Genomic DNA, 20,361 nt, shown 5'->3' with positions numbered 1-20,361 from the left:
GTTGTTTACGAGCTTACCTTATGGATGTCTCAAGTTATATTGATTAACTTCTCTTCAGTGATATGATATCACTTCTAGATAAAATAAAAAACTAGAATTATTACTTGATTAACTTCTAGTTCTATAATACGAAAAGAACTAATAAAACATTTAAATAGAAGTAATATGAGCGCACTAAAGGGCAGTCATTTCTGACTGCCCTTTACAAGTGGAAACCCCCAAATATTTAAAGCGAGTTTTTTATTGACCCCCCTTAAAAATTAAAGGTTCAAAACATCACCTTGTTTAAAAATTACATAACTATTACACATTTTCAAGTAAGCAGACTGCCTGAGAAACAATTCCTTCTCCTCTTCCTACAAAGCCAAGCTTTTCACCACGTGTTGCTTTCACATTAATCTGTGTCACATCACAATGAAGTGCTTCCGCAATATTATGTCTCATTGTAAGTATATGAGGTGCCATCTTTGGCTGTTCTGTCATAATGATTGCATCCACATTACCAATCTTATAACCTTTTTCATTCATCAACTTATATGTTTCGTCTAATAAGATCATTGAAGAAATACCTTTGTAACGATCATCTGTATCAGGGAAATGTTTACCGATATCTCCTTCACCTAATGCCCCAATGATTGATTCAATAATCGCATGCAAGAGAACATCAGCATCACTATGTCCCTTTAACCCTTTTTCATAAGGAATTTCTACACCACCTAGAATAAGCTTTCTTCCTTCTACCAACTGATGAATATCTATTGACTGTCCTATACGCATAACCATACCTCCATGCCTTTTATTGTAACACAAAAGGCATGAGGTTTCCCTCATGCCAATATATTAATTGTATTTCTTTTTATGTGCTGCATTGATAAGTCCCTGGAATAGAGGATGTGCTCTATTTGGTCTAGAATTGAATTCTGGATGGAACTGACATGCAACGAAATATGGATGATTAGGCACCTCAACGATTTCTACTAAATCTCTCTTTGGATTACGTCCAGAGATAACAAGTCCTGCATCTTCTAACATCTGACGATATGTATTGTTGAATTCATATCTATGTCTATGTCTTTCCTGGATAAGATCCTTTCCATATAACTTATGTGCAATTGTACCTTCTTTTAATTCACAAGTGTAGTTACCAAGTCTCTGAGTACCACCCATGTTTTCTAAAGACTGATCGTGCATTAATGAAATTAATGGAGTCATACAGTTCTTATCGAATTCTAATGAGTTAACATCATCAAGTTTACATACATTTCTTGCATATTCAATAGAAGCACACTGCATACCTAAACAGATTCCTAAGAATGGAATATCATGTTCTCTTGCATACTGGATAGCAACAATCATGCCTTCAACACCTCTGTTACCAAATCCACCTGGTACTAAGATACCATCAGCATCAGCAAGCTTAGAAGCGATATTTTCCTTAGTTACTTCTTCAGAGTTAACCCAGTCAATTTCAACTTCACTATTTGCATAGTAACCAGCATGTTTTAATGCTTCATTAACTGATAAGTAAGCATCTGGGAATTCACAGTACTTACCAACCATCTTGATTTTAACTGTATCCTTTAAGTTCTTAACTCTTTCAACTAATTCACGCCATTCAGTGAAATCAGCTTCAGGAGCTTCAATTCTTAAATGATCAAGTACAACATCATCCATATGCTGATCTAATAATTCTACTGGTAATTCATAAAGAACATCTACATCATAGTTAGAGATGATAGCTTCCTTAGGAACATTACAGAATAAAGAGATCTTATCCTTTAATTCGTCAGAAATAGTATGTTCACTACGACATACAATGATATCTGGCTGGATACCATATCCTAATAATTCCTTAACACTATGCTGTGTTGGTTTAGTCTTTACTTCATGGCTGGCACCAATATACGGAAGTAAAGTTGTATGTATATAAAGAGTATTCTTGTAGCCTCTATCGAGTCTTACCTGTCTAATTGCTTCAATAAATGGTAATGATTCGATATCTCCTACAGTACCACCGATTTCTGTAATAACGATATCTGCCTGAGAAGATTCTTCTGCAGCATAAATCTTGTCCTTAATCGCATTAGTAATATGAGGAACAACCTGTACTGTTGCGCCTAAGTAATCCCCTCTTCTTTCTTTAGAAATTACATCGCTATATACTCTACCAGTTGTAACTGAAGAGTTTTTGTTTAAGTCTTCATCAATAAAACGTTCATAATGACCTAAGTCTAAGTCTGTTTCTGCACCATCAGCTGTTACATAAACTTCACCATGCTGATAAGGAGACATAGTTCCTGGATCCACATTGATATAAGGATCAAGTTTCTGCATGAATACTTTTAATCCTCTTTGTTTTAATATTCTACCTAAAGATGCAGCTGTTAAACCTTTCCCTAGACCTGATACGACACCACCTGTGACAAATATGAATTTTGCCATTCTCTTCACCTCTTTCTCTATATTAAACAAAAAAAGCACCTACGGAAGACCCGTTTGTGCCCTTTAAAACTATAGCAAATTCCCCCGTCGTATGCAATTCTTTTCTTTATTTTATTAATTAATTATATTATGATATGGCTTGGGAGGATAAACATATGGAAACACCTCGTATATTAGTTATTGATGATGAAAAAGAAATTTGTGATCTTATTGAAATTTATTTAAGTCAAGAAGGTTATCATGTTGAAAAGCGTTATAATGCCTATACATTATTACGTGATCTTGAAAAGTTCAAGATTGATCTTGTAATTCTAGATATGATGATGCCTGGAGTAGATGGTTTACAGGCATTAGAGATGATCAGAGAAAAGTACAATATCCCCGTTATCTTTGTATCAGCTAAGACAGCTGATCAGGATAAGATTGAAGGATTATTAAAGGGTGCTGATGATTATATCGCAAAACCTTTTAATGCAATGGAATTAGTGGCACGTGTTAAGTCACAATTAAGACGTTATCAGGTATATAGTAAGCCTATTGGTGTAGATAATTCTATTATTCAGGCCAATGACCTTCTTATTGATACAAATAAGAAGATGGTTTCTGTAGATAATCGTCCAGTGGCTGTGACTAAGATTGAATATGAAATCTTAGTATTACTTGCCTCACATCCTGGTACAGTATTCTCTACTGAAGATATCTATACAAAAATATGGCATGAAGAAGCAACACATGCCAACAATACCATCATGGTACATATTAGAAAACTAAGAGAAAAGATTGAAAGACAGCCTCGTACACCAAGACATATTATTACTGTCTGGGGCATTGGTTATAAGTTCGAATTATGATGCAGAAACTAAGAAAGCTGTTTATTTCTTCTTTTAAATGGCGTTTGTTGATTAATATCACATTAAGTTATCTTGTCGCATTTCTTATTTATTCTATTCTAGGAATTATATTCGATAGAATTATTCCTATTGCGGTACCTAATGAAATGCGTTATGCATTATGTTATGCCATTTCTTTTATTGTCTTTGTAGAAATCTTCTTTAAACTGATTGATTTCACAATTGAATATATCAGAAAGCTGAGACGTTCTATCCAGCAGGTAACAAGTGGCAATTATGGTGTACAGTGTGAAGTAGAATATGATGATGAATTAGGTTCTCTTGCCGCTAACATCAATGTCTTATCAAAAACATTGCTTGCGAAAGAAAAAGAAAGCGAAAAGCTTAAAGAAAAAGAAAGAGCTGCATTAGATATAGAACGTAATGCAGAAAGACAGAAGAATGAATTAATCACAAACGTAGCCCATGACTTAAGAACACCTCTTACAACTATTGTAGGATATCTTGAGTTGATTAAAGATGATACAGCTTTATCTAAAGAAGATGTACATAAGTATTCTGGTATTGCGTATGAGAAATCAATACGTCTACAGGAAATGATGGATGACCTCTTTGAATTCACTAAACTTGATAATGCAGATATCAAGTTGAATAAGAGTATGATTAATCTATCTGGATTAATCATGCAGATGACAGACGAGTTCTATCCTTCATTTAAAGACTGTAATATTACACCAATAGTAGATTTACCTGAAGAGAATATCTATGTTCAGGGAGATGGTCAGTTATTAGCCCGTGTATTTGATAACCTTATTTCTAATGCACTCAAGTATGGCTATCATAATACCGATTTAAAGATAGAAGTATCCGGTGATGAGAAATATGCAACTGTTAAAGTCATCAACCATGGTGATACTATTGCATCAGAGGATATCCCACTTCTATTTAATAAATTTTACCGTACAGACTCATCACGAAACTCTAAAACAGGTGGTACTGGCTTAGGACTAGCAATCACTAAGAATATAGTAGACCTTCATCATGGTGATATTTCTGTTACAAGTGATGATCAAATTACAACATTCATCGTCAAATTCAACAGATATTTCGATCAGAACTAACATAAAAGACCACATCGAGTGGTCTTTTCATTTTGGGCTATAATTTCAACCTTTCACCTGGCTTTATATATAAAGCATGAGGTGATTTGAAGCTTTTCACAATATCTTCATCATATAATTGTGTAGGTGAAGTATGAATAGGAATGAAATAACGAGAATCAATCACATGTGCACAACGACTTGCTTCCTGTGCACTCATATTATAAATACCATCTACTGGTAATAATGCATAATCTAAATCATTGAAGCTTTCCATTTCAGGATAATAGTTTGTATCTCCTGCACCATATAATGTAATACCATCTACAGTCATAATAAAACCTACACATTCTTCTCTTGTATGATTCTTATTTTCTGCAGGTGTTCCTTCAATCATTACTTTCTTAATCTTCTTAATAGGATATTCACCATCCACAAATAGATCTCCATGTCTTAAAATCACACCATCGTCTTTTAATGTAACAAGATCAACCTGATTATGATCACTATGTTCATGCGTTACAATCACAATATCTGCAGGCATATCATAACCTTCACCTGCATAAGGGTCCACATAAATCACTACACCTTCATTAGACACAATGCGATAACTTCCATGTCCTTGATACAATAATTCTGCCATTTTTTACATCTCCTTTATCACTTATTCAATTATAACTTTTCCTATTACACAGTGCGATAGAATGGCAAAAAATAAAAAAAATAAAATTTCGTTAAAAAAATGTAAAAACCTGTTGACGAATCGCATAACACTTGGTATATTATATGAGCGTGCTTGGTTGGGATATGGCACTAACACTTAAGCATCGGTCTAACGACCGGTATATCCCAAGAATATTGGAGGTTTAGCTCAGTTGGGAGAGCATCTGCCTTACAAGCAGAGGGTCAGCGGTTCGAGCCCGTTAACCTCCACCATTTTTATTAAAATTTAGCAACACACGCCGACTTAGCTCAATTGGTAGAGCAACTGACTTGTAATCAGTAGGTTGGGGGTTCAATTCCTCTAGTCGGCACCAGTGGGGAGGTAGCGAAGTGGCTAAACGCGGCTGACTGTAACTCAGTTCTCTACGAGTTCGATGGTTCGAATCCGTCTCTCCCCACCATTCCATGCGGGTGTAGTTCAATGGTAGAACTTCAGCCTTCCAAGCTGACTACGTGGGTTCGATTCCCATCACCCGCTCCATTTTATATCAAAAAGTGCTTGAATAGCTCAGCGGTAGAGCAATCGGCTGTTAACCGATCGGTCGGGGGTTCAAATCCCTCTTCAAGCGCCAGTGGCCGGTTGGAGAAACGGTTAACTCACATGCCTTTCACGCATGCATTCACGGGTTCGAATCCCGTACCGGTCACCATTTCTCAACATACGATTGAAAGATCGTTTTCATTTGCGGGTGTAGTTCAATGGTAGAACTTCAGCCTTCCAAGCTGACTACGTGGGTTCGATTCCCATCACCCGCTCCATACGATTAGAAGATAGACTTAGGTCTATTTTTTTATTATCTAAATACCCACAGTTAAGAGCTGTGGGTATTTTTGTTTATTCTAATAATTCAAAACTATTAATCAATTCATTTTTAGATTCATACAATAATTCAGTTTTACCTGAATCAATATCATATGTATATATACCTTGATGTTTATCTTTGTTGCTAAGAAGAATAATCTGATGAGAAGAACTAAAACAAGCATATTGTATTACATCCATAATTTCATCAAGATTAATTCCTGCTTTCTTCTTATTTGTTTTTGTATCTAATGTATATGTATGATATTGAGGATTCCAAGCTGGAATGGTGTCACTTTCAGTAAATGCAAGATTTCCATTTTCCATTGGAAGCATTCTATAGACTAGCTTGCGATTTGTAGTATAAATACGTTTGAGTTGATTATTCTTCAAACGATAAATATGCGTATTAGGTGCAATATACTTACTTCCCTTACCCGCATTTGCTTCCTCTAGTGCCTGATCTTCTTCTTTTTGATTACTTGCACATAGATATAAATCATGATTGAAAACATCATAGACCATATGATCAAAATCTAAATCCTCTTCTGCCTTAATCTTACTGAACTTCTTTGTTTCTATATTATAACGATAAGGCTTGAGTGATCTTTGACCTTTTTCTACGCCTAATACATAGATATTATTATCTATAGGAATAATCTGATTCATTGCGGTTAAACCACCAGACAACTTTTTAGATTTCTTTGTATCAAGATCATAAGTATACAGATAATCACCACTATTATCTTCTTCAACATAGTATACAGCATTATTAGATTTAGAGTAGACACCAAGCGGATTAGAAGAAGTATACTTTTTAGTCACTTTCTTAGAAGATAATGAATATTCATAGATATTCACTACTACATTCCCTTTCTTATCATATCCACTCGTTGTAATAGATAAATAACGTTCTTTATTTGTTTTACAGCCCGTTATTACAAAAATACAGAGTACCACCAACAATTGAATTGACTTTTTCATAGCTATTCTCCTTCCTTTATTCAATTGGAATACCTCTTCACATATATTATATATGTTTGTTTATGACACATACAATCACAAAACATCCTTTGAGTAATCTGTTGTTTTTTTTGTTTACAGATTATATAATTATGTTAGCGCTAACATGCTTTTATAAAAAGAGGTGAACTTCTATGATTGAAATAAAAAACTATACATACAAAACAAATAAAATTCTTTTCGATGGTGCATCTTTCAAAGCCCCTTCTACTGGAATGATAGGTATTGCAGGAGAAAGTGGCTGTGGAAAAACCACTTTCTTAAAAATTATTTCTAAACAGATTCATGTAGACTCTATGGTAAATGATGCCACTTCTATATTCTATGGAAACCAGGATGCATTATTAAAAAAAGACCTTACCATTGCGCAGCAATTTGAATTAATAGAATCTATATACAATAGAGAGCATGATCAAAATACAATAGATGAACTATTCAACAATTTAAACATCAAAGCGAATTTATCACAGAAATATGATTCTTGTTCCTTAGGAGAAAAGAAAAGAATCATGATAGCCTTAAGTGTTTATTCTAATAGTCCTTGTATTATATTAGATGAACCTTTATCTTCTGTAGATTATAAAGATAAACATTCAATCATGAAGTTATTAAAAGAATATAGTCATGACCGTGTTATTATTCTTACTATTCATGACAAAGAATTTGATGATTATTTAGATATCAAGTATTTAATTGAGAATCTTCAATTTACTCGCGTCAAAGATAACGAAATCAAAGGTGAATCACTCTCAGTAACACAAGAATTTACCCCTAAAAGAATTGCACATGTAAAAAGCAAGAAAGAAAAGTTCAGCATCCTCTTATATGCTTTGTTGTGTTTAGTTATTATCAATATGACTTTATATTCTGGTATAGAACTATATATGACAAACAAGAATACAGCATCTATGATGGATAACTTAACTAGTAAAATTATCTATACAGGAAAAGAATACATTACAAGAAATGAATTACCTTCTGGTTATAGATTTATGGAATATGATCAAGGATATTCTATGACTACTCAAGAAATCCAATCTATTCAATCTATCAAAGGAGTTAAAAGCATAACAAGCTATTATCAGTTCCCTACTCGTAATTATGATACAAGAAATGATGAGGATGATAATTTAATTGCATATATGTCAGTCAAGAGAAGAGAATATTCTACTGATGACAACGTTTTTGTATCAAGTTATATAAAGGGTCAGTTTGGTAATAAAAACAAAAATTATATAAGCGAAGGTCTTATGAAAACGTTAGAATTAACTGATTCAGATTTTCCTGTAACCATGAAAATGGATATAGGTGTACCTGTATGTTCTACTGAATATAATGGCACTATGCGATATGGTGATCAAAATGGATTACAGAAAAAATATTATGATGTAATTACACGACATCCTGTTTATCAGAAGAAAAGAGTATCTATTAAAATCTATGGTGTCATCAAATCAAATGAAGATCAGGATGACTTCACAGGTAACAACGAATTTAAAGTCTACTTAAACAATGACTTTGCGAACTCTATTATAAATAAATATCGTACAACTAATGTTTCAATTAGTTTATATGAAGATCTAAACGAACATATTGTTGATTATGTTCCTGCAACTTATGCAGTCGAGTGTGAAAATGCAAGTTATGTAGATCAGGTAAGAAATGGACTCAATAAGATATCTCCAAACATCGTTACTTATATAGAGAGTGATGATTACAAACAAACAGCAAAGATGCGTCAAAAGGATTCTAAGAATACTCAGACGATGATTCTCATCTATACTGTTGTGGGTCTTATTGCCTATGTTGTTTTCTTAATCCTCTATAATAAATCAAGAGAATATATAAGATATAGAGAACTTGATTTAAATGAGAAACAGATTCAATCCATCCATATGGTTGATATACAGTTTATGTCTACATTCCTATTTATAGCTGTTCTTCTTTCCTTCTGTTTAAGACTATTCTCATCAAGTGAGTTTGCGTTAGTAAACAATTCAATCAAGATAATCATAGGTTTAATAAGTGCTGTTGTGACTACATTAGTCTTCTATATTACAAATAAAATAATGGTAACGAGTACGGATCATGATTGATATTAAACATCTTTCTATCACATTTGATAGAGTAATCTTTGATGATGCCAGCATCACCTTATCTAACAACAGCATTACTATGATCAAAGGAAAAAGTGGTACAGGTAAAACAACCTTATTGAATCAATTAGGACTTGTAGCCCCTTTAGCCTGTGATTATTTAATGGAGGGTCATTCTATTGATGACCCTCTTACTACAAGGAAAGAAAAGATTGGTTATGTACATCAAGAAAGTACATTATTCAATAACATGACCATTAAAGAGAATATGGAATTCGCATTCCTACTCTCCGGACAGGAATATAATGAAACTAGAATGAATGATATTCTATGTTCTATGAAGATAGAACATCTACTCAATCAGACACCTGATCATGTATCAGGAGGAGAAAGACAACGTGCAGCTATCGCCTTTGCGTTGATGAAAGACCCTTCTCTCCTTCTTTTAGATGAACCAACTGCTTCTCTAGATTCTATTAACTGCAAGTTATTAATAGAACTACTGAGTGATTATATTCATACACATCCTGTATGCGTTCTTATCGCAACTCATGATAAACGTATTCTTGATTATGCAGATGATCTCTATGAGATTCAGAATCATAAAATAGTACCTCTCAAAAAGAGTTCAATAGAAAAACTAGAAACCACTTCTATTAATAGAAAACCACAAAACTATTTATCTTATTACAAGAAACATCTTATACGTTCTTCTAAAATCCTATATATACTTTTTGGTTTGATTCTTTCTATGACTATAGGTATATTAGGATATCGTACATACTATTCACATGAGATTAATGCGATACAAGAGAAACTATTAGATGTACGCCTCTATTATGGAAATAATAGTAAGAATGCTTATGATTCTATTACTGAGCCCATTAGAATGGATATAAGAAGAGACCTCAATGGAATAGAACATATTCATGTCACTCCATTCTATGAAACAGTGACTGATACTTTAATTGTACAATCCTATACTGGTGATACAATCAAAGCATCTCGTACAATCAAGAATTTAGGTAAAGACATCACCATCAACCATCATACTTTTCATGTTTCATCCTACATAAGCAAAAAGAATACTATTTCTTCTCAAGGAGATGATGTACTCTATCTTCCTGAAGCTATATATAGGAAATACTTTGAGATTGATGATGTAAAGATGTTACTTGTGAGAGTGGATGATGCACAATATATATCTAGTATTCTTTCACAAATCAATGATATTGATCCTCACTTAACAGTATATTCTAATGTGAATCTTGATTACCTCACTCAGATTAATTCTAGAATGATGAATAGTTTACTGATGTTAATATGTGCAATATTTATTATCATGTTGATTATTCTTATCTATCATCGTCAAAAGACGATTGATTCCAACAAGGATGAATACTTCTTCCTATATGAGAATGGATTAAGTATTAAAGAGTTAAAATCTCTTGCACGATACGATTATGTTTACTACTACGTATTCTATTTAATCATACTACTAATCATAAGTATATTTATGACTTTCATGATGCATATACCTATTATTCTCTACGCATGCTTATTATGGTTCTTCAGCATTCTACTAGAAGAATTTATTACTACACTATGCATTCATAAGATTGGAAGGCTTGATCAACCCAATTATAATAAGTGATCAACTAAATTGGAATAATCAATCATCTCTGCTTTTAAGAAAAAAGCAAAATATGCAAAGAGTTATTCCATAAGTTAATAGTTCAAAAAAAACGCCAGGTGTTCACACACATGGCGTTTTTATAACTTGAGTAACCCTCCAAGCATATTTAATTAGTCTAAATAAATTCCAATATCATTCGATACTCCGACATTTATTTTTTTCTTAAACAAAACCAATGCCAGAACAACCATAAGAGAAAAAATAGTTATTTTAATATAATCAATATCAATTCTTTTAAAATTAAACCAATTAAATATAAAAATAATATAAAGATAAGTGTGCATACATACGTACAATTCAATCAATAAAAGTCTCAGAAATGAAAATTAATATCAGTACTAATACAATTTCTCTTTAAGTACAGTATACATATTAATTAAAGATAATATGATAGATGTATCAAAGAATAATGAATTGAAAATACTTGAACTTATCCCTAATTCATCGATAAGAATAGCTGTATTCCAGAAAGATAACGCAGCAGATATAGAAATACCTAAAGAAATCAAAACAAGTAGTACGCTATTATTATGATTACGCTTGATAAATAGGAATAAGAATAACTGTAAAATTAATACAATTAAAAAGTAAAAAATAGTTGTAGACATGATTATATAATAGAAACATACCTTTTAAATACAGGAATGTTTGTTTCCTTTCCTTAAGTTTAATAAAAGAAATCGCCTATCAGCAGATATATTATTTTTCTATAAATTTTGATAAATCTCTTTTCTCTACAGTTTTCCCACTTTTAATTTTAATCAGTGAAGGAACTTCTTTAACATTAAATTCCTTGCATATTTTATTTGTGGCACCACTTTTTCTCCAGTAGTCAGTATTAAAGTAATAAATTTTTTTGGGCAATCGATAATCATTATTGTTAATGTAACGTTGAAATTTTATACAATTCGGACAAGAAGGCCTACCGAAATAGACAAAGTATTCCTTATCAGAATCAAATAGGGAGATGTCGCGGATTGTTTCAACTTTGATTTTATAAGATGGCTTTAAATTGATATACAGCGATGATATGACGCAGATAATCACCAAATATATCAATTTTTTCTTTAAGGATTGCAAAAATTTTTAACAACAATTGCCCAATTTGTTTCAGTTCTATGTGGCTCGATATTCCAAGGTGTTTTATTAGGCCCTGCAAATATAACATGGCAATTAAATTGTGCCTCCATACTAGCTGTGTTTTTCCATTTGCTACTTGACTTATGTTTTTTGTATAACAAACTCCAGGCTGTAGCTGCATGAACTGCTAGTACATTTGCATTATTATAGGTACGACCATATAATTTATTTGTAGGAGTAATGCTTAAAGAAACTTCACCTTTTCTTGTTATCCATTTTACGCTTTTGAAATATTCATTATAAGTGTACGTTTTTATGGAAGCTTTTAGCATATCCATAGTAATATTTTGGTCTCTGTAGACAGTTTTATAACTGTTAGTTTGTTTGGCAAATGCAGCATTATAAATTTCTAAGTATTCGTCTCCAGTTAAACTAAAACCATCATCTTCTCCATAAACAGGATTAGCAATTAAACAAGTTAGTGCTAACGTAAGGCAAATTAAAAATGATATTATTTTATTCCTATCTCCTCCTTGTGTTGATTAATGAAAGCGATTTCTTTAAAAAAAGTTTATCATGAGCCATTAATTTACGTCAATAATTATATTGATAGAATATACATACTTTTTTTTCTTTCTGATAAAAATAAGCACAAAAGGTAGATAAACTAGCATCTCTTCATCTATAATACAAATCAAAAAATATATGGAACTACACCTCCAAAAAAATTTACAAGCCAAAAGCAATGATAGGAGTTTTGCACTCCTGACATTTTATAGTTTGAGTAAATTCACTGTCTATCTAATTTCTCTAAATAATAATTTAAAGTGTAATTTTACTTTTTGCTTTAAATCATTATTAATTTTGTGATGTAAGGGTTTACATTCAATAATCTATATGCTTTTGTAATATATATAATAATACTAAAGGTGAACAGTTATGAATAAGAAATTTATACTATTAGCTACTATTAGCAAGTGGTATTGCATGTTTTATTAGCATCCAATCCGTTTATGCTGCATCAATGTCTAAGACATTACGTGGAACATGTGCAGGAACCTCTGCTAGTGTAACAGCGACTTACTATACTCACGAAACAACACGATGGAAAGTAGGATCACCAACCAGTATCGGCTATTCTGGAAAAGGTGGATACGCTACTAAATCAGGAAGTCCAAAAACTTATAAAAGAAGTCCTAGTTTTTACCATTGTGAACAAAAAGTAAATTTTTCAAGCACTGATTATAATTACGTTTCCCATTCCGGCAGCATGATTTATCATTGGTCTGTAAATGGTGCAACTGACAAATGGTCTACATGTAATATAAAATAATTTTAACGACTCCCAGTTCTACTGGGAGTTATATTTAGAAAGGAATAATAATATGATTGAACTCAAAGATGTAACCATCGCCTATGATAGAGTTATTCTAGATCAAGCATCTTTCAGTATTCCCGCTCATTCTATTACTCTTCTAAGAGGTAAAAGTGGTTCAGGAAAAACTGCACTTCTTTATTGTATTGCCCTCATGGATAATAAAAGCAGTTATAAGTATTTCTATGATGGAAAACTCATAGAAGGAGAGGAAAGAGATGAATATAGAAGAAGCCGTATAAGTTATGTTTTACAAGAAAGCAGTCTTCTTCCTCATCTTGATATAACAGGTACACTTCAATATTTTGCGCGTATTTATAATAAAGTATTAACGGATGATGATATAAATAAATGCCTTGATAGGATGCATTTAGATGTTTCTCCTTCACAAAACGTTATGACACTTTCTCTTGGTGAAAGACAAAGACTTTCTATTGCGTGTGCCCTTATTAGTCATCCACAGGTTCTTATTCTTGATGAACCGACTGCTTCTCTAGATCATGATAATGAAATACAAATATATGAAATCCTAAAAGAACTGAGTCATGATATGACTATTGTTATGGCATCACATTCTGAATGTGCAATAGAATATGCTGATGTTACTTATATGATTGAAGATGGTATGCTTTCATCTTCTGATTTTTTATTTTCAGAAGATCAAAGCGGTGAAGGGACAGCCCCTTCTATTAATCAAAATTTCTGTATTGAATATGTTAAAACATATATGAAACATTATAGATTCATGTATGTTCTTTTATTGATGGTTTTTGTTTTAAGTCTTGTTTCATGTCAGGTTATGACTGGAATTATTCATAACTCTAAAAAGCAGGCAATGCAGATGCTAGTAGGACAATTAGAAAACAAAGCTATTATCACAAAAGATAAGCATTCATATGTAGATCAAGACTACAGCAAACTCATCACATTAAAAAACAAGAATGCATATCCTTTATATAAGATGTGTACGGATATAAATGGTGAAGAAGTTTATATTGTGCCTTATTTCAAAGAAGATGATTTATCCAAGTATATAGATAGACCTATACAGGATAAACAAAATGGTATCTATATGGATGAATCTACCTTCTATATTCTCAATCAGAAATCCAAGAACAATAAAATAAACCTTGATATAACAATTAAAGATAGAGAAGGAATGCATCAAACTGAACATAGTTTTGATATGAATGGTGTATTTAAAAATTCTAAAAAAGTCCATTATGTAGTAAAAAGTCAAAGATATATCTACATGCCTTATTCATTAATGAAATCCATTTATGAAAAGAACAGTAAAGATAAACAATATATAGGATACGTAATCTGCTATGATACATACGATAAATTAGAAACAGCTCTTAAAGACTATGAAAGCAGTGGTTATACAATCAATGATTCATTTACAGATAGAGAATCGATGAATAGCTTAAACAACTATTATCAAATGTTGATGTTTACATTTGCAGGTATTATTATTCTTGTAGCTATAATTATTGATATTGTTCTTGAATCACATTTATTAATGCAAAGAAAGAGCGAACTTGTTTTGTTAAGAATTTCTGGTTTAAGAGAAAAAGATTTGATTCATATATCTCTTACCGAAAGCATTATTGGGCTTTGTGCTGTTTTAGTAATTAGTACAATTATATCTATTATCATGTTGCTTTTAACAGGCATATTCTCACTTGTAGCACCTCTTATATCTACTTTTGTATTTATAATTGCACTTCTTTTAGAAAGAGTGATAACGCAATCTAGATTTATCAAAAAGATTGATATTGTTACAGAACTAAGAAATGAGGTGGTTTAATATGCTTGAAATTAAACAACTTAATGTGTCTTTTGGAAAAAAGACTCTATTTAAAGATGCTTCATTCTGCGCTGAATGTGGACATTTAACTGTTATCAAAGGAAGAAGCGGATCAGGAAAATCCACATTTCTTAAAGCCTTCCAATTTGCTTATGACTGTATTTATCTTTATGAAGGTGAAAGAATAGATACTCTTGATGAAGAAAATAAACAAAAGTTTATTTATAATCATCTCGCAAATGTTCATCAGATCCCTTTATTTATAGAAGGAATGACTATTGGCAGTCATATTAAACAGCTAGAAAAATTAGGATGTAAAAGAATTCCTGATTATGAAGAACAATTAGGTATAAAACCTCTTGAAAATAAGTATCCTAAAAGCTTATCTGGAGGAGAAAAAACACGTGCTGCTGTTTATTTAGCCTTAATAAGACAGCCTGAAATACTCATCTTAGATGAACCTACTGCTGCGCTTGATGCAGGTTATGCACAGACAATGATTCATATTCTCAAGGAATATGCAGATAAAGGACATTATGTAATTAGTGCATCACATGATAGTAGAATGATTCAAGCAGCTGATACGCTTTATAAAGTGGAGGGTGCATTAATCATAGATAGAGATCTATCCAAAGAGAAGAATCTAGTAAAAGCACCTATCCTAAAAGATAAAAACATGGATATTCGTTTTTCGCATCGTACTTTCAGAACAGTAATGAATATACTTATTGCTTTCACAATGATTATATGTGCTTATAGTTATAATATTTATGGAACATATAGTGCTTCTTATGAAGACAAAATTAATTCTGTTGCTTCTAGAGACCTTGTTGTCTACAAAGAAAAATATAAGAATGATTATTATACATACTATTCTGGAAAAACACCTCTGAGTCAACAGGATTATAATAAGATTAAAAGTGTCAGTCACATAGAACGCCTTACATGGAGATATGATGTTCACTATAGCACCTTCTCAGAATGGACGGATGATATGAATGGTGCAACAGAAAATAACTATGATCAGATATCACTATCTGATGGTCATATGAATGGTAGTTCATCTATCTTTATGCTTCAAACTTATGATAGCAGGGATGATTATACAAACATCACTATTAAACATGCTGATAATAAAGGTGTCTATTTAAGCAGCGAAAAAATGGAAGCTTTCTTAGAAGAAAATAACCTTAGACTAGAAGATATTAATATCAAGAAGTTAAAAATAGGATTATGGGTTCCAATACCTGTCTATAATGCTTCTGGTATTTCTCAAATGGGAACATCATCTGATGGTGATGAGTGGGTCGATATCAACACACCTTGTGTTAAACTTGTCTATATGAATCTACCTGTGAGAGGAATTTTAAAACCAGGATCAGCTATAAGTACAAATAGTGTCGGTACAGGAAATCCATATGTTTACATTCCTAGAGACTGTATAGCACCTCATATGGAAACTTTTAAAGCCAAAGAAAGTGTTGTCGTTTATAGTATAGAGGATCCTCATAGTGAAAAAGGTTGTGTAACATTCGAAAATGTTCTTCCTTCAAAATACACTACAAATGATGTGACTGATATCATCATGAAAACTCCATGGCGTCCAGATGCTTATACATTAAGAGTAGATAATCTTAAGAATATCAATCAGGTAAAGAATGAATTAGAAAGATTAGGTTTTAGGGTAGAGGGTGCATTTGTAGATAATGATGCAATCAATTCTCTTATCAACAACAATCAGAAAGTATTGATAGAATTCATTGCAGTTGTCTTTATATTATTGTATGGTTTCTATTTTTACCTTAAGTATCTCATTTTAAGAGAAGAGAAACAGACAAGAGACTATCTCTATAACATGGGTTTAACAACTAAGAGAATAGATCACAGTTTCTATCGCACATACTTGAAAAACGCATTAATATTAGGTACATTTGTATGGATTATTCTAGAAGTGATTATGATTTTCACAATAAAGATGATGATTATTCCATTAATCATGCCTATCACAAAAATACATATCGCATTATTCTATACTTCTTCATTTGTGATAGAATTCTTTATACCTGTATCCATTCAAAAGATGATATCAAAACATAACATCCGTTAAAAAAAGACTTCAATTGAAGTCTTTTTAGCTACCACTTCTTATTTTCTTTTCTACAATCTTCATTTACTCTTCTTTCTTTCACAATCTTGTCGAACCATTCAACCATATTAGGATCATTATGAGAGAAGAATAAGCTATTACTAGTATCTAATGTTTTAATAGAATTCATGTCTTCTTCTGTTAATTCAAAATCAAAGACATTGATATTTTCCTGCATTCTTTCAATATGAGTAGACTTGCAAGCAACAATAACACCTCTTTGAACAAGCCATCTCAACATAACCTGGGCAGAACTCTTATTATATTTCTTACCAATAGAAACTAATGTTTCATTAGTAAATAGATTATTTCTTCCTTCACCAAATGGGGCCCATGCTTCCATTTTTACACCATGTTTTTCCATGTTTTCCTGAGCACACCATTGTGCATTAAAAGGATTGACTTCTACCTGGTTCACTGCAGGAATAACCTTTCTATCAAACATACAAATATCTGTCAAACGATCAGGATAGAAATTAGAAACACCAATTGCTTTAATTTTACCTTCCGCATATAACTCTTCTAAAGCACGATAAGCACCATAATAATCACTAAAAGGCTGATGAAGCAAACATAAGTCCAAATAATCTGTTTTTAGTTTTCTTAATGATTCTTCTACTGAAGCCTTACACTCTTCATAACCATAATGATCAATCCACACTTTAGTAGTAATAAAGAGTTCTTCTCTAGGTACACCACATTCCACAATCGCATCTCCTACTTCACTTTCATTGAAATAGCTCTGTGCTGTATCAATGCCTCTATATCCTGACTTAATTGCATCTAAGACACATCTCTTAGTATCTTCTTTAGGAATCTGATAGACTCCAAAACTGATGAGTGGCATTTCTATGCCATTATTTAATTTTACATATTCCATAACGAATACCTCCTACATTTACTGTACTAGACGGTAGTTACTCCCTGTCAAACTTCTCTTGCAATTTCTTATTAAAGTTCTAATATAAAGACAAGGAGGTATACATATGAAGAAGATACTATTATTACTATGTCTCTTATTATGTGCATGTAGTGCTCAAACTGATATAAAGGACTATACAATCATTTATAAGAATAAAGAGGTCTATCCTGGTGTGAGTGCATCAAAGATGTCAGATGCTTTATTTGATTCTAATATTCAATATTCAGAAAAGGATGGAAAAATCCAAACAATCACTCTCTTTACTAAGAAGTATAAACTTAAGAATAGTATTACTGTTGGAACTGATTATTCTACAGTAAAGCATACTTATTCTTCTCCTACTTCTAACCATTACAATAACGGAAAAGGTACAATAACCTATAAATATAAAGAGAAGAATATACAAATTAAGTTTACTTTTAAAGACAAAAAAATTTCAGCATTTTCTTTATCAAAATGTTAAAATAACTATTGACGTATTCGTTTCTCCTATGATATACTCAATTCCGCTGGCCGGTTGGAGAAACGGTTAACTCACATGCCTTTCACGCATGCATTCACGGGTTCGAATCCCGTACCGGTCACCATATATGGAGGTTTAGCTCAGTTGGGAGAGCATCTGCCTTACAAGCAGAGGGTCAGCGGTTCGAGCCCGTTAACCTCCACCATTTTTTTGCCGACTTAGCTCAACTGGTAGAGCAACTGACTTGTAATCAGTAGGTTGGGGGTTCAAGTCCTCTAGTCGGCACCATTAGTGACTCGCTAGCTCAGATGGCAGAGCATCTGACTTTTAATCAGAGGGTCAGGGGTTCAAATCCCCTGCGAGTCACCATCTTGATGCGGGTGTGGTGAAATTGGCAGACACGCTAGACTTAGGATCTAGTGCTTCGGCGTGCAGGTTCAAGTCCTGTCACCCGCACCATTAAAAAATTACCTCGATATAATCGAGGTTTTTTTGTTTATATATTTATAATGGACTAAAAATGGACTAAAATTTATTTGTTGTTCATGATGTTTAATAGTTTATCATCATCATTTGGCATCATATGTGCATAAACTTGTAAAGTTATAGTTGGACTTGAATGTCCAAGTCTTTTCGATATGGCCAGAATGAGGTTTTGATCATTTGGCATGTTATTAATAAGATAACTTGCATGGCTATGCCTAAAATCATGTATTCTTATTTGCTTCACATTTGCTATCTTACAATATTCATTTTTCTTTCTTTCAATTGTTGTATCACTAAGAGGCTTCTCTAGACCGAATACAAAGCAATTATCGTTGAATCCTTCTATTTCTTTGCTGTATTCATAAAGTCTCTGTATTAAGCTAATTAGTTGCTCTGGGAGAGGTATGTTTCTGTTTGAACCTGGTGTTTTTGGTGTTGTTATTTCGTAGGGTTGACCTTTAATTTTTTGATTTATTGTTTTTCTTATCTTTACAGTCTTGAAGCCAGATGTAAAATCATTCCAGTTTAACGCTAAGGCTTCTCCACGCCTACATCCAGTCCAATATAAGAAATTGAATAGTGTTTTATATTCTAGATCATCAATAACATTATCGAACTGCTCGAATTCTTCAAGAGTCCAAAATAGCATTTCTTTTTTTGGCTCTGTTGGGTCTTTGAAATTTCCTTCAAGCTTTAGACAATTGTTTTCTGTTCCGTAGTACTTTTCAGAAAAATTAAAGATAGTTGATAACATGATGAAAATATCTCTTTTGTATCTTAATGAAAGATTCTTTGCATTCATTTCATCTTTCCATTTTCTGATATGTATTGGCTTGATATCATTAATTATCATATTATTAAAATAAGGTCTAATATGCTTGTTGGTTTTATTTACTAGAGAATTGTACGATGACTTTTTCATTTCTTTTTTCTTCTGTGAAAAATACTCATCAATTAATCTGGACATGAGGATGCTTCCTTTTTGTTCGGCAAGAAAGTTTTTTAGAAATTCAGACTCTGCAAATTTGGCTTCTTGCTTTGTTCTGAACCCACGTCTTTTATAATCTTTATACTTATTTGTTATTGGATCTTTATATTTCCCATAGAAATACCATTTTTTAGTTTTCTCGTCTTTTCTTACAGCCATAATAAATCACGCTCCTTCATTTATATTTGCCTTGAACGTGCTTTATGCGTTAAAATAAAGTACGCAAAAGGACTTTATGTGATAGTTTCTTTTATAGTGATGTTGGAGCATCACATTATCCGCATCCTAGTTGGCGCTAGGGTGCTTTTTTTGTAAAAAGAAAAGGAACCTCTAACGAGATTCCTTCAATGGCGCTAGG

14 protein-coding genes and 12 tRNA genes are annotated in these 20,361 nt (G+C 32.4%); 19 read left to right on the top strand and 7 right to left on the bottom strand.

Annotated features, from left to right (window positions below; genetic code table 11):
* Positions 1-303: 303 nt before the first annotated feature.
* Together ispF and EAI80_RS00900 are read right to left on the bottom strand one after the other, a co-directional pair.
* The gene (ispF, locus tag EAI80_RS00905; RefSeq protein WP_129980580.1) at positions 304-783 is read right to left on the bottom strand and encodes a 2-C-methyl-D-erythritol 2,4-cyclodiphosphate synthase; all 480 of its coding nucleotides are present in this window, start codon (positions 781-783) and stop codon (positions 304-306) included.
* Between the two features lie 57 nt (positions 784-840).
* Positions 841-2,442 carry a CTP synthase gene (locus EAI80_RS00900; protein WP_006504831.1) on the bottom strand — a complete coding sequence of 534 codons (1,602 nt, stop codon included), beginning with the start codon at positions 2,440-2,442 and terminating at the stop codon, positions 841-843.
* 155 nt (positions 2,443-2,597) lie between these two features.
* Between EAI80_RS00900 and EAI80_RS00895 the strand changes: the two genes are divergently transcribed.
* A complete protein-coding gene (locus EAI80_RS00895) occupies positions 2,598-3,293 on the top strand; it encodes a response regulator transcription factor (RefSeq protein ID WP_022424738.1) in 696 nt (231 codons plus the stop codon).
* Complete coding sequence (locus tag EAI80_RS00890; RefSeq protein ID WP_022424737.1) at positions 3,290-4,414, top strand: HAMP domain-containing sensor histidine kinase; 1,125 nt, start codon at positions 3,290-3,292, stop codon at positions 4,412-4,414. Before EAI80_RS00895 ends, EAI80_RS00890 begins: the two co-directional genes overlap by 4 nt.
* A 37-nt stretch (positions 4,415-4,451) precedes the next feature.
* On the opposite strand, the gene EAI80_RS00885 is transcribed toward EAI80_RS00890, so the two are convergent.
* Entirely contained in the window at positions 4,452-5,036 is a 585-nt protein-coding gene (locus tag EAI80_RS00885) for an MBL fold metallo-hydrolase (RefSeq protein WP_129980579.1), read from the bottom strand.
* Positions 5,037-5,253: 217 nt separating this feature from the next.
* On the opposite strand from EAI80_RS00885, the gene EAI80_RS00880 reads away from it, so the two are divergent.
* The 7 genes from EAI80_RS00880 to EAI80_RS00850 all read left to right on the top strand — a co-directional run bounded on the left by EAI80_RS00880 (position 5,254) and on the right by EAI80_RS00850 (position 5,875).
* A tRNA-Val gene (locus EAI80_RS00880) sits at positions 5,254-5,329 on the top strand.
* A gap of 25 nt (positions 5,330-5,354) precedes the next feature.
* Positions 5,355-5,430: transfer RNA gene (locus EAI80_RS00875), tRNA-Thr, on the top strand.
* 2 nt (positions 5,431-5,432) lie between these two features.
* A tRNA-Tyr gene (locus EAI80_RS00870) sits at positions 5,433-5,517 on the top strand.
* Positions 5,518-5,523: 6 nt separating this feature from the next.
* Positions 5,524-5,597 (top strand) — tRNA-Gly (locus EAI80_RS00865).
* Between the two features lie 16 nt (positions 5,598-5,613).
* Positions 5,614-5,688: transfer RNA gene (locus EAI80_RS00860), tRNA-Asn, on the top strand.
* A 2-nt stretch (positions 5,689-5,690) separates the two neighbouring features.
* Positions 5,691-5,766 (top strand) — tRNA-Glu (locus tag EAI80_RS00855).
* Positions 5,767-5,801: 35 nt separating this feature from the next.
* Positions 5,802-5,875 (top strand) — tRNA-Gly (locus EAI80_RS00850).
* A gap of 76 nt (positions 5,876-5,951) precedes the next feature.
* Here the strand turns inward: EAI80_RS00850 and EAI80_RS00845 are convergent.
* Positions 5,952-6,902: a kelch repeat-containing protein gene (locus EAI80_RS00845; RefSeq protein WP_129980578.1), complete on the bottom strand. Its 951-nt coding sequence runs from the start codon at positions 6,900-6,902 to the stop codon at positions 5,952-5,954.
* 173 nt (positions 6,903-7,075) lie between these two features.
* Here EAI80_RS00845 and EAI80_RS00840 point away from each other — a divergent pair, with 173 nt between their 5' ends.
* Positions 7,076-9,037, top strand: a complete 1,962-nt coding sequence (locus EAI80_RS00840; protein ID WP_129980577.1) for an ATP-binding cassette domain-containing protein — start codon at positions 7,076-7,078, stop codon at positions 9,035-9,037.
* Entirely contained in the window at positions 9,030-10,691 is a 1,662-nt protein-coding gene (locus EAI80_RS00835) for an ABC transporter ATP-binding protein (protein ID WP_129980576.1), read from the top strand. Before EAI80_RS00840 ends, EAI80_RS00835 begins: the two co-directional genes overlap by 8 nt.
* 1,109 nt (positions 10,692-11,800) lie before the next feature.
* Here the strand turns inward: EAI80_RS00835 and EAI80_RS00830 are convergent.
* The gene (locus EAI80_RS00830; RefSeq protein WP_129980575.1) at positions 11,801-12,151 is read right to left on the bottom strand and encodes a DUF2599 domain-containing protein; all 351 of its coding nucleotides are present in this window, start codon (positions 12,149-12,151) and stop codon (positions 11,801-11,803) included.
* Positions 12,152-13,198: 1,047 nt separating this feature from the next.
* Here EAI80_RS00830 and EAI80_RS00825 point away from each other — a divergent pair.
* Together EAI80_RS00825 and EAI80_RS00820 are read left to right on the top strand one after the other, a co-directional pair.
* Entirely contained in the window at positions 13,199-14,998 is a 1,800-nt protein-coding gene (locus tag EAI80_RS00825) for an ATP-binding cassette domain-containing protein (protein WP_129980574.1), read from the top strand.
* 1 nt (position 14,999) lies between these two features.
* A complete protein-coding gene (locus EAI80_RS00820) occupies positions 15,000-17,105 on the top strand; it encodes an ATP-binding cassette domain-containing protein (RefSeq protein ID WP_238634326.1) in 2,106 nt (701 codons plus the stop codon).
* Between the two features lie 28 nt (positions 17,106-17,133).
* Here the strand turns inward: EAI80_RS00820 and EAI80_RS00815 are convergent, their stop codons facing one another.
* Entirely contained in the window at positions 17,134-18,024 is an 891-nt protein-coding gene (locus EAI80_RS00815) for an aldo/keto reductase (protein WP_129980572.1), read from the bottom strand.
* Between the two features lie 106 nt (positions 18,025-18,130).
* Between EAI80_RS00815 and EAI80_RS00810 the strand changes: the two genes are divergently transcribed.
* The 6 genes from EAI80_RS00810 to EAI80_RS00785 all read left to right on the top strand — a co-directional run bounded on the left by EAI80_RS00810 (position 18,131) and on the right by EAI80_RS00785 (position 18,988).
* Positions 18,131-18,529, top strand: a complete 399-nt coding sequence (locus tag EAI80_RS00810) for a hypothetical protein (protein ID WP_129980571.1) — start codon at positions 18,131-18,133, stop codon at positions 18,527-18,529.
* Positions 18,530-18,577: 48 nt separating this feature from the next.
* Positions 18,578-18,653, top strand: a tRNA-Glu gene (locus tag EAI80_RS00805).
* 5 nt (positions 18,654-18,658) lie between these two features.
* A tRNA-Val gene (locus EAI80_RS00800) sits at positions 18,659-18,734 on the top strand.
* A gap of 7 nt (positions 18,735-18,741) precedes the next feature.
* A tRNA-Thr gene (locus EAI80_RS00795) sits at positions 18,742-18,817 on the top strand.
* Positions 18,818-18,822: 5 nt separating this feature from the next.
* Positions 18,823-18,898 (top strand) — tRNA-Lys (locus tag EAI80_RS00790).
* A 7-nt stretch (positions 18,899-18,905) separates the two neighbouring features.
* A tRNA-Leu gene (locus tag EAI80_RS00785) sits at positions 18,906-18,988 on the top strand.
* 73 nt (positions 18,989-19,061) lie between these two features.
* On the opposite strand, the gene EAI80_RS00780 is transcribed toward EAI80_RS00785, so the two are convergent.
* Positions 19,062-20,162, bottom strand: coding sequence for a site-specific integrase (locus EAI80_RS00780; RefSeq protein WP_129980570.1), 1,101 nt, complete (start codon positions 20,160-20,162; stop codon positions 19,062-19,064).
* Positions 20,163-20,361: the final 199 nt, after the last annotated feature.

Source organism: Catenibacterium sp. co_0103 (genome assembly GCF_004168205.1).
In the GTDB taxonomy this organism is placed as follows: Bacteria; Bacillota_I; Bacilli_A; order Erysipelotrichales; family Coprobacillaceae; genus Catenibacterium; species Catenibacterium mitsuoka_A.
This window is presented reverse-complemented; position numbering and strand designations above follow the sequence as displayed.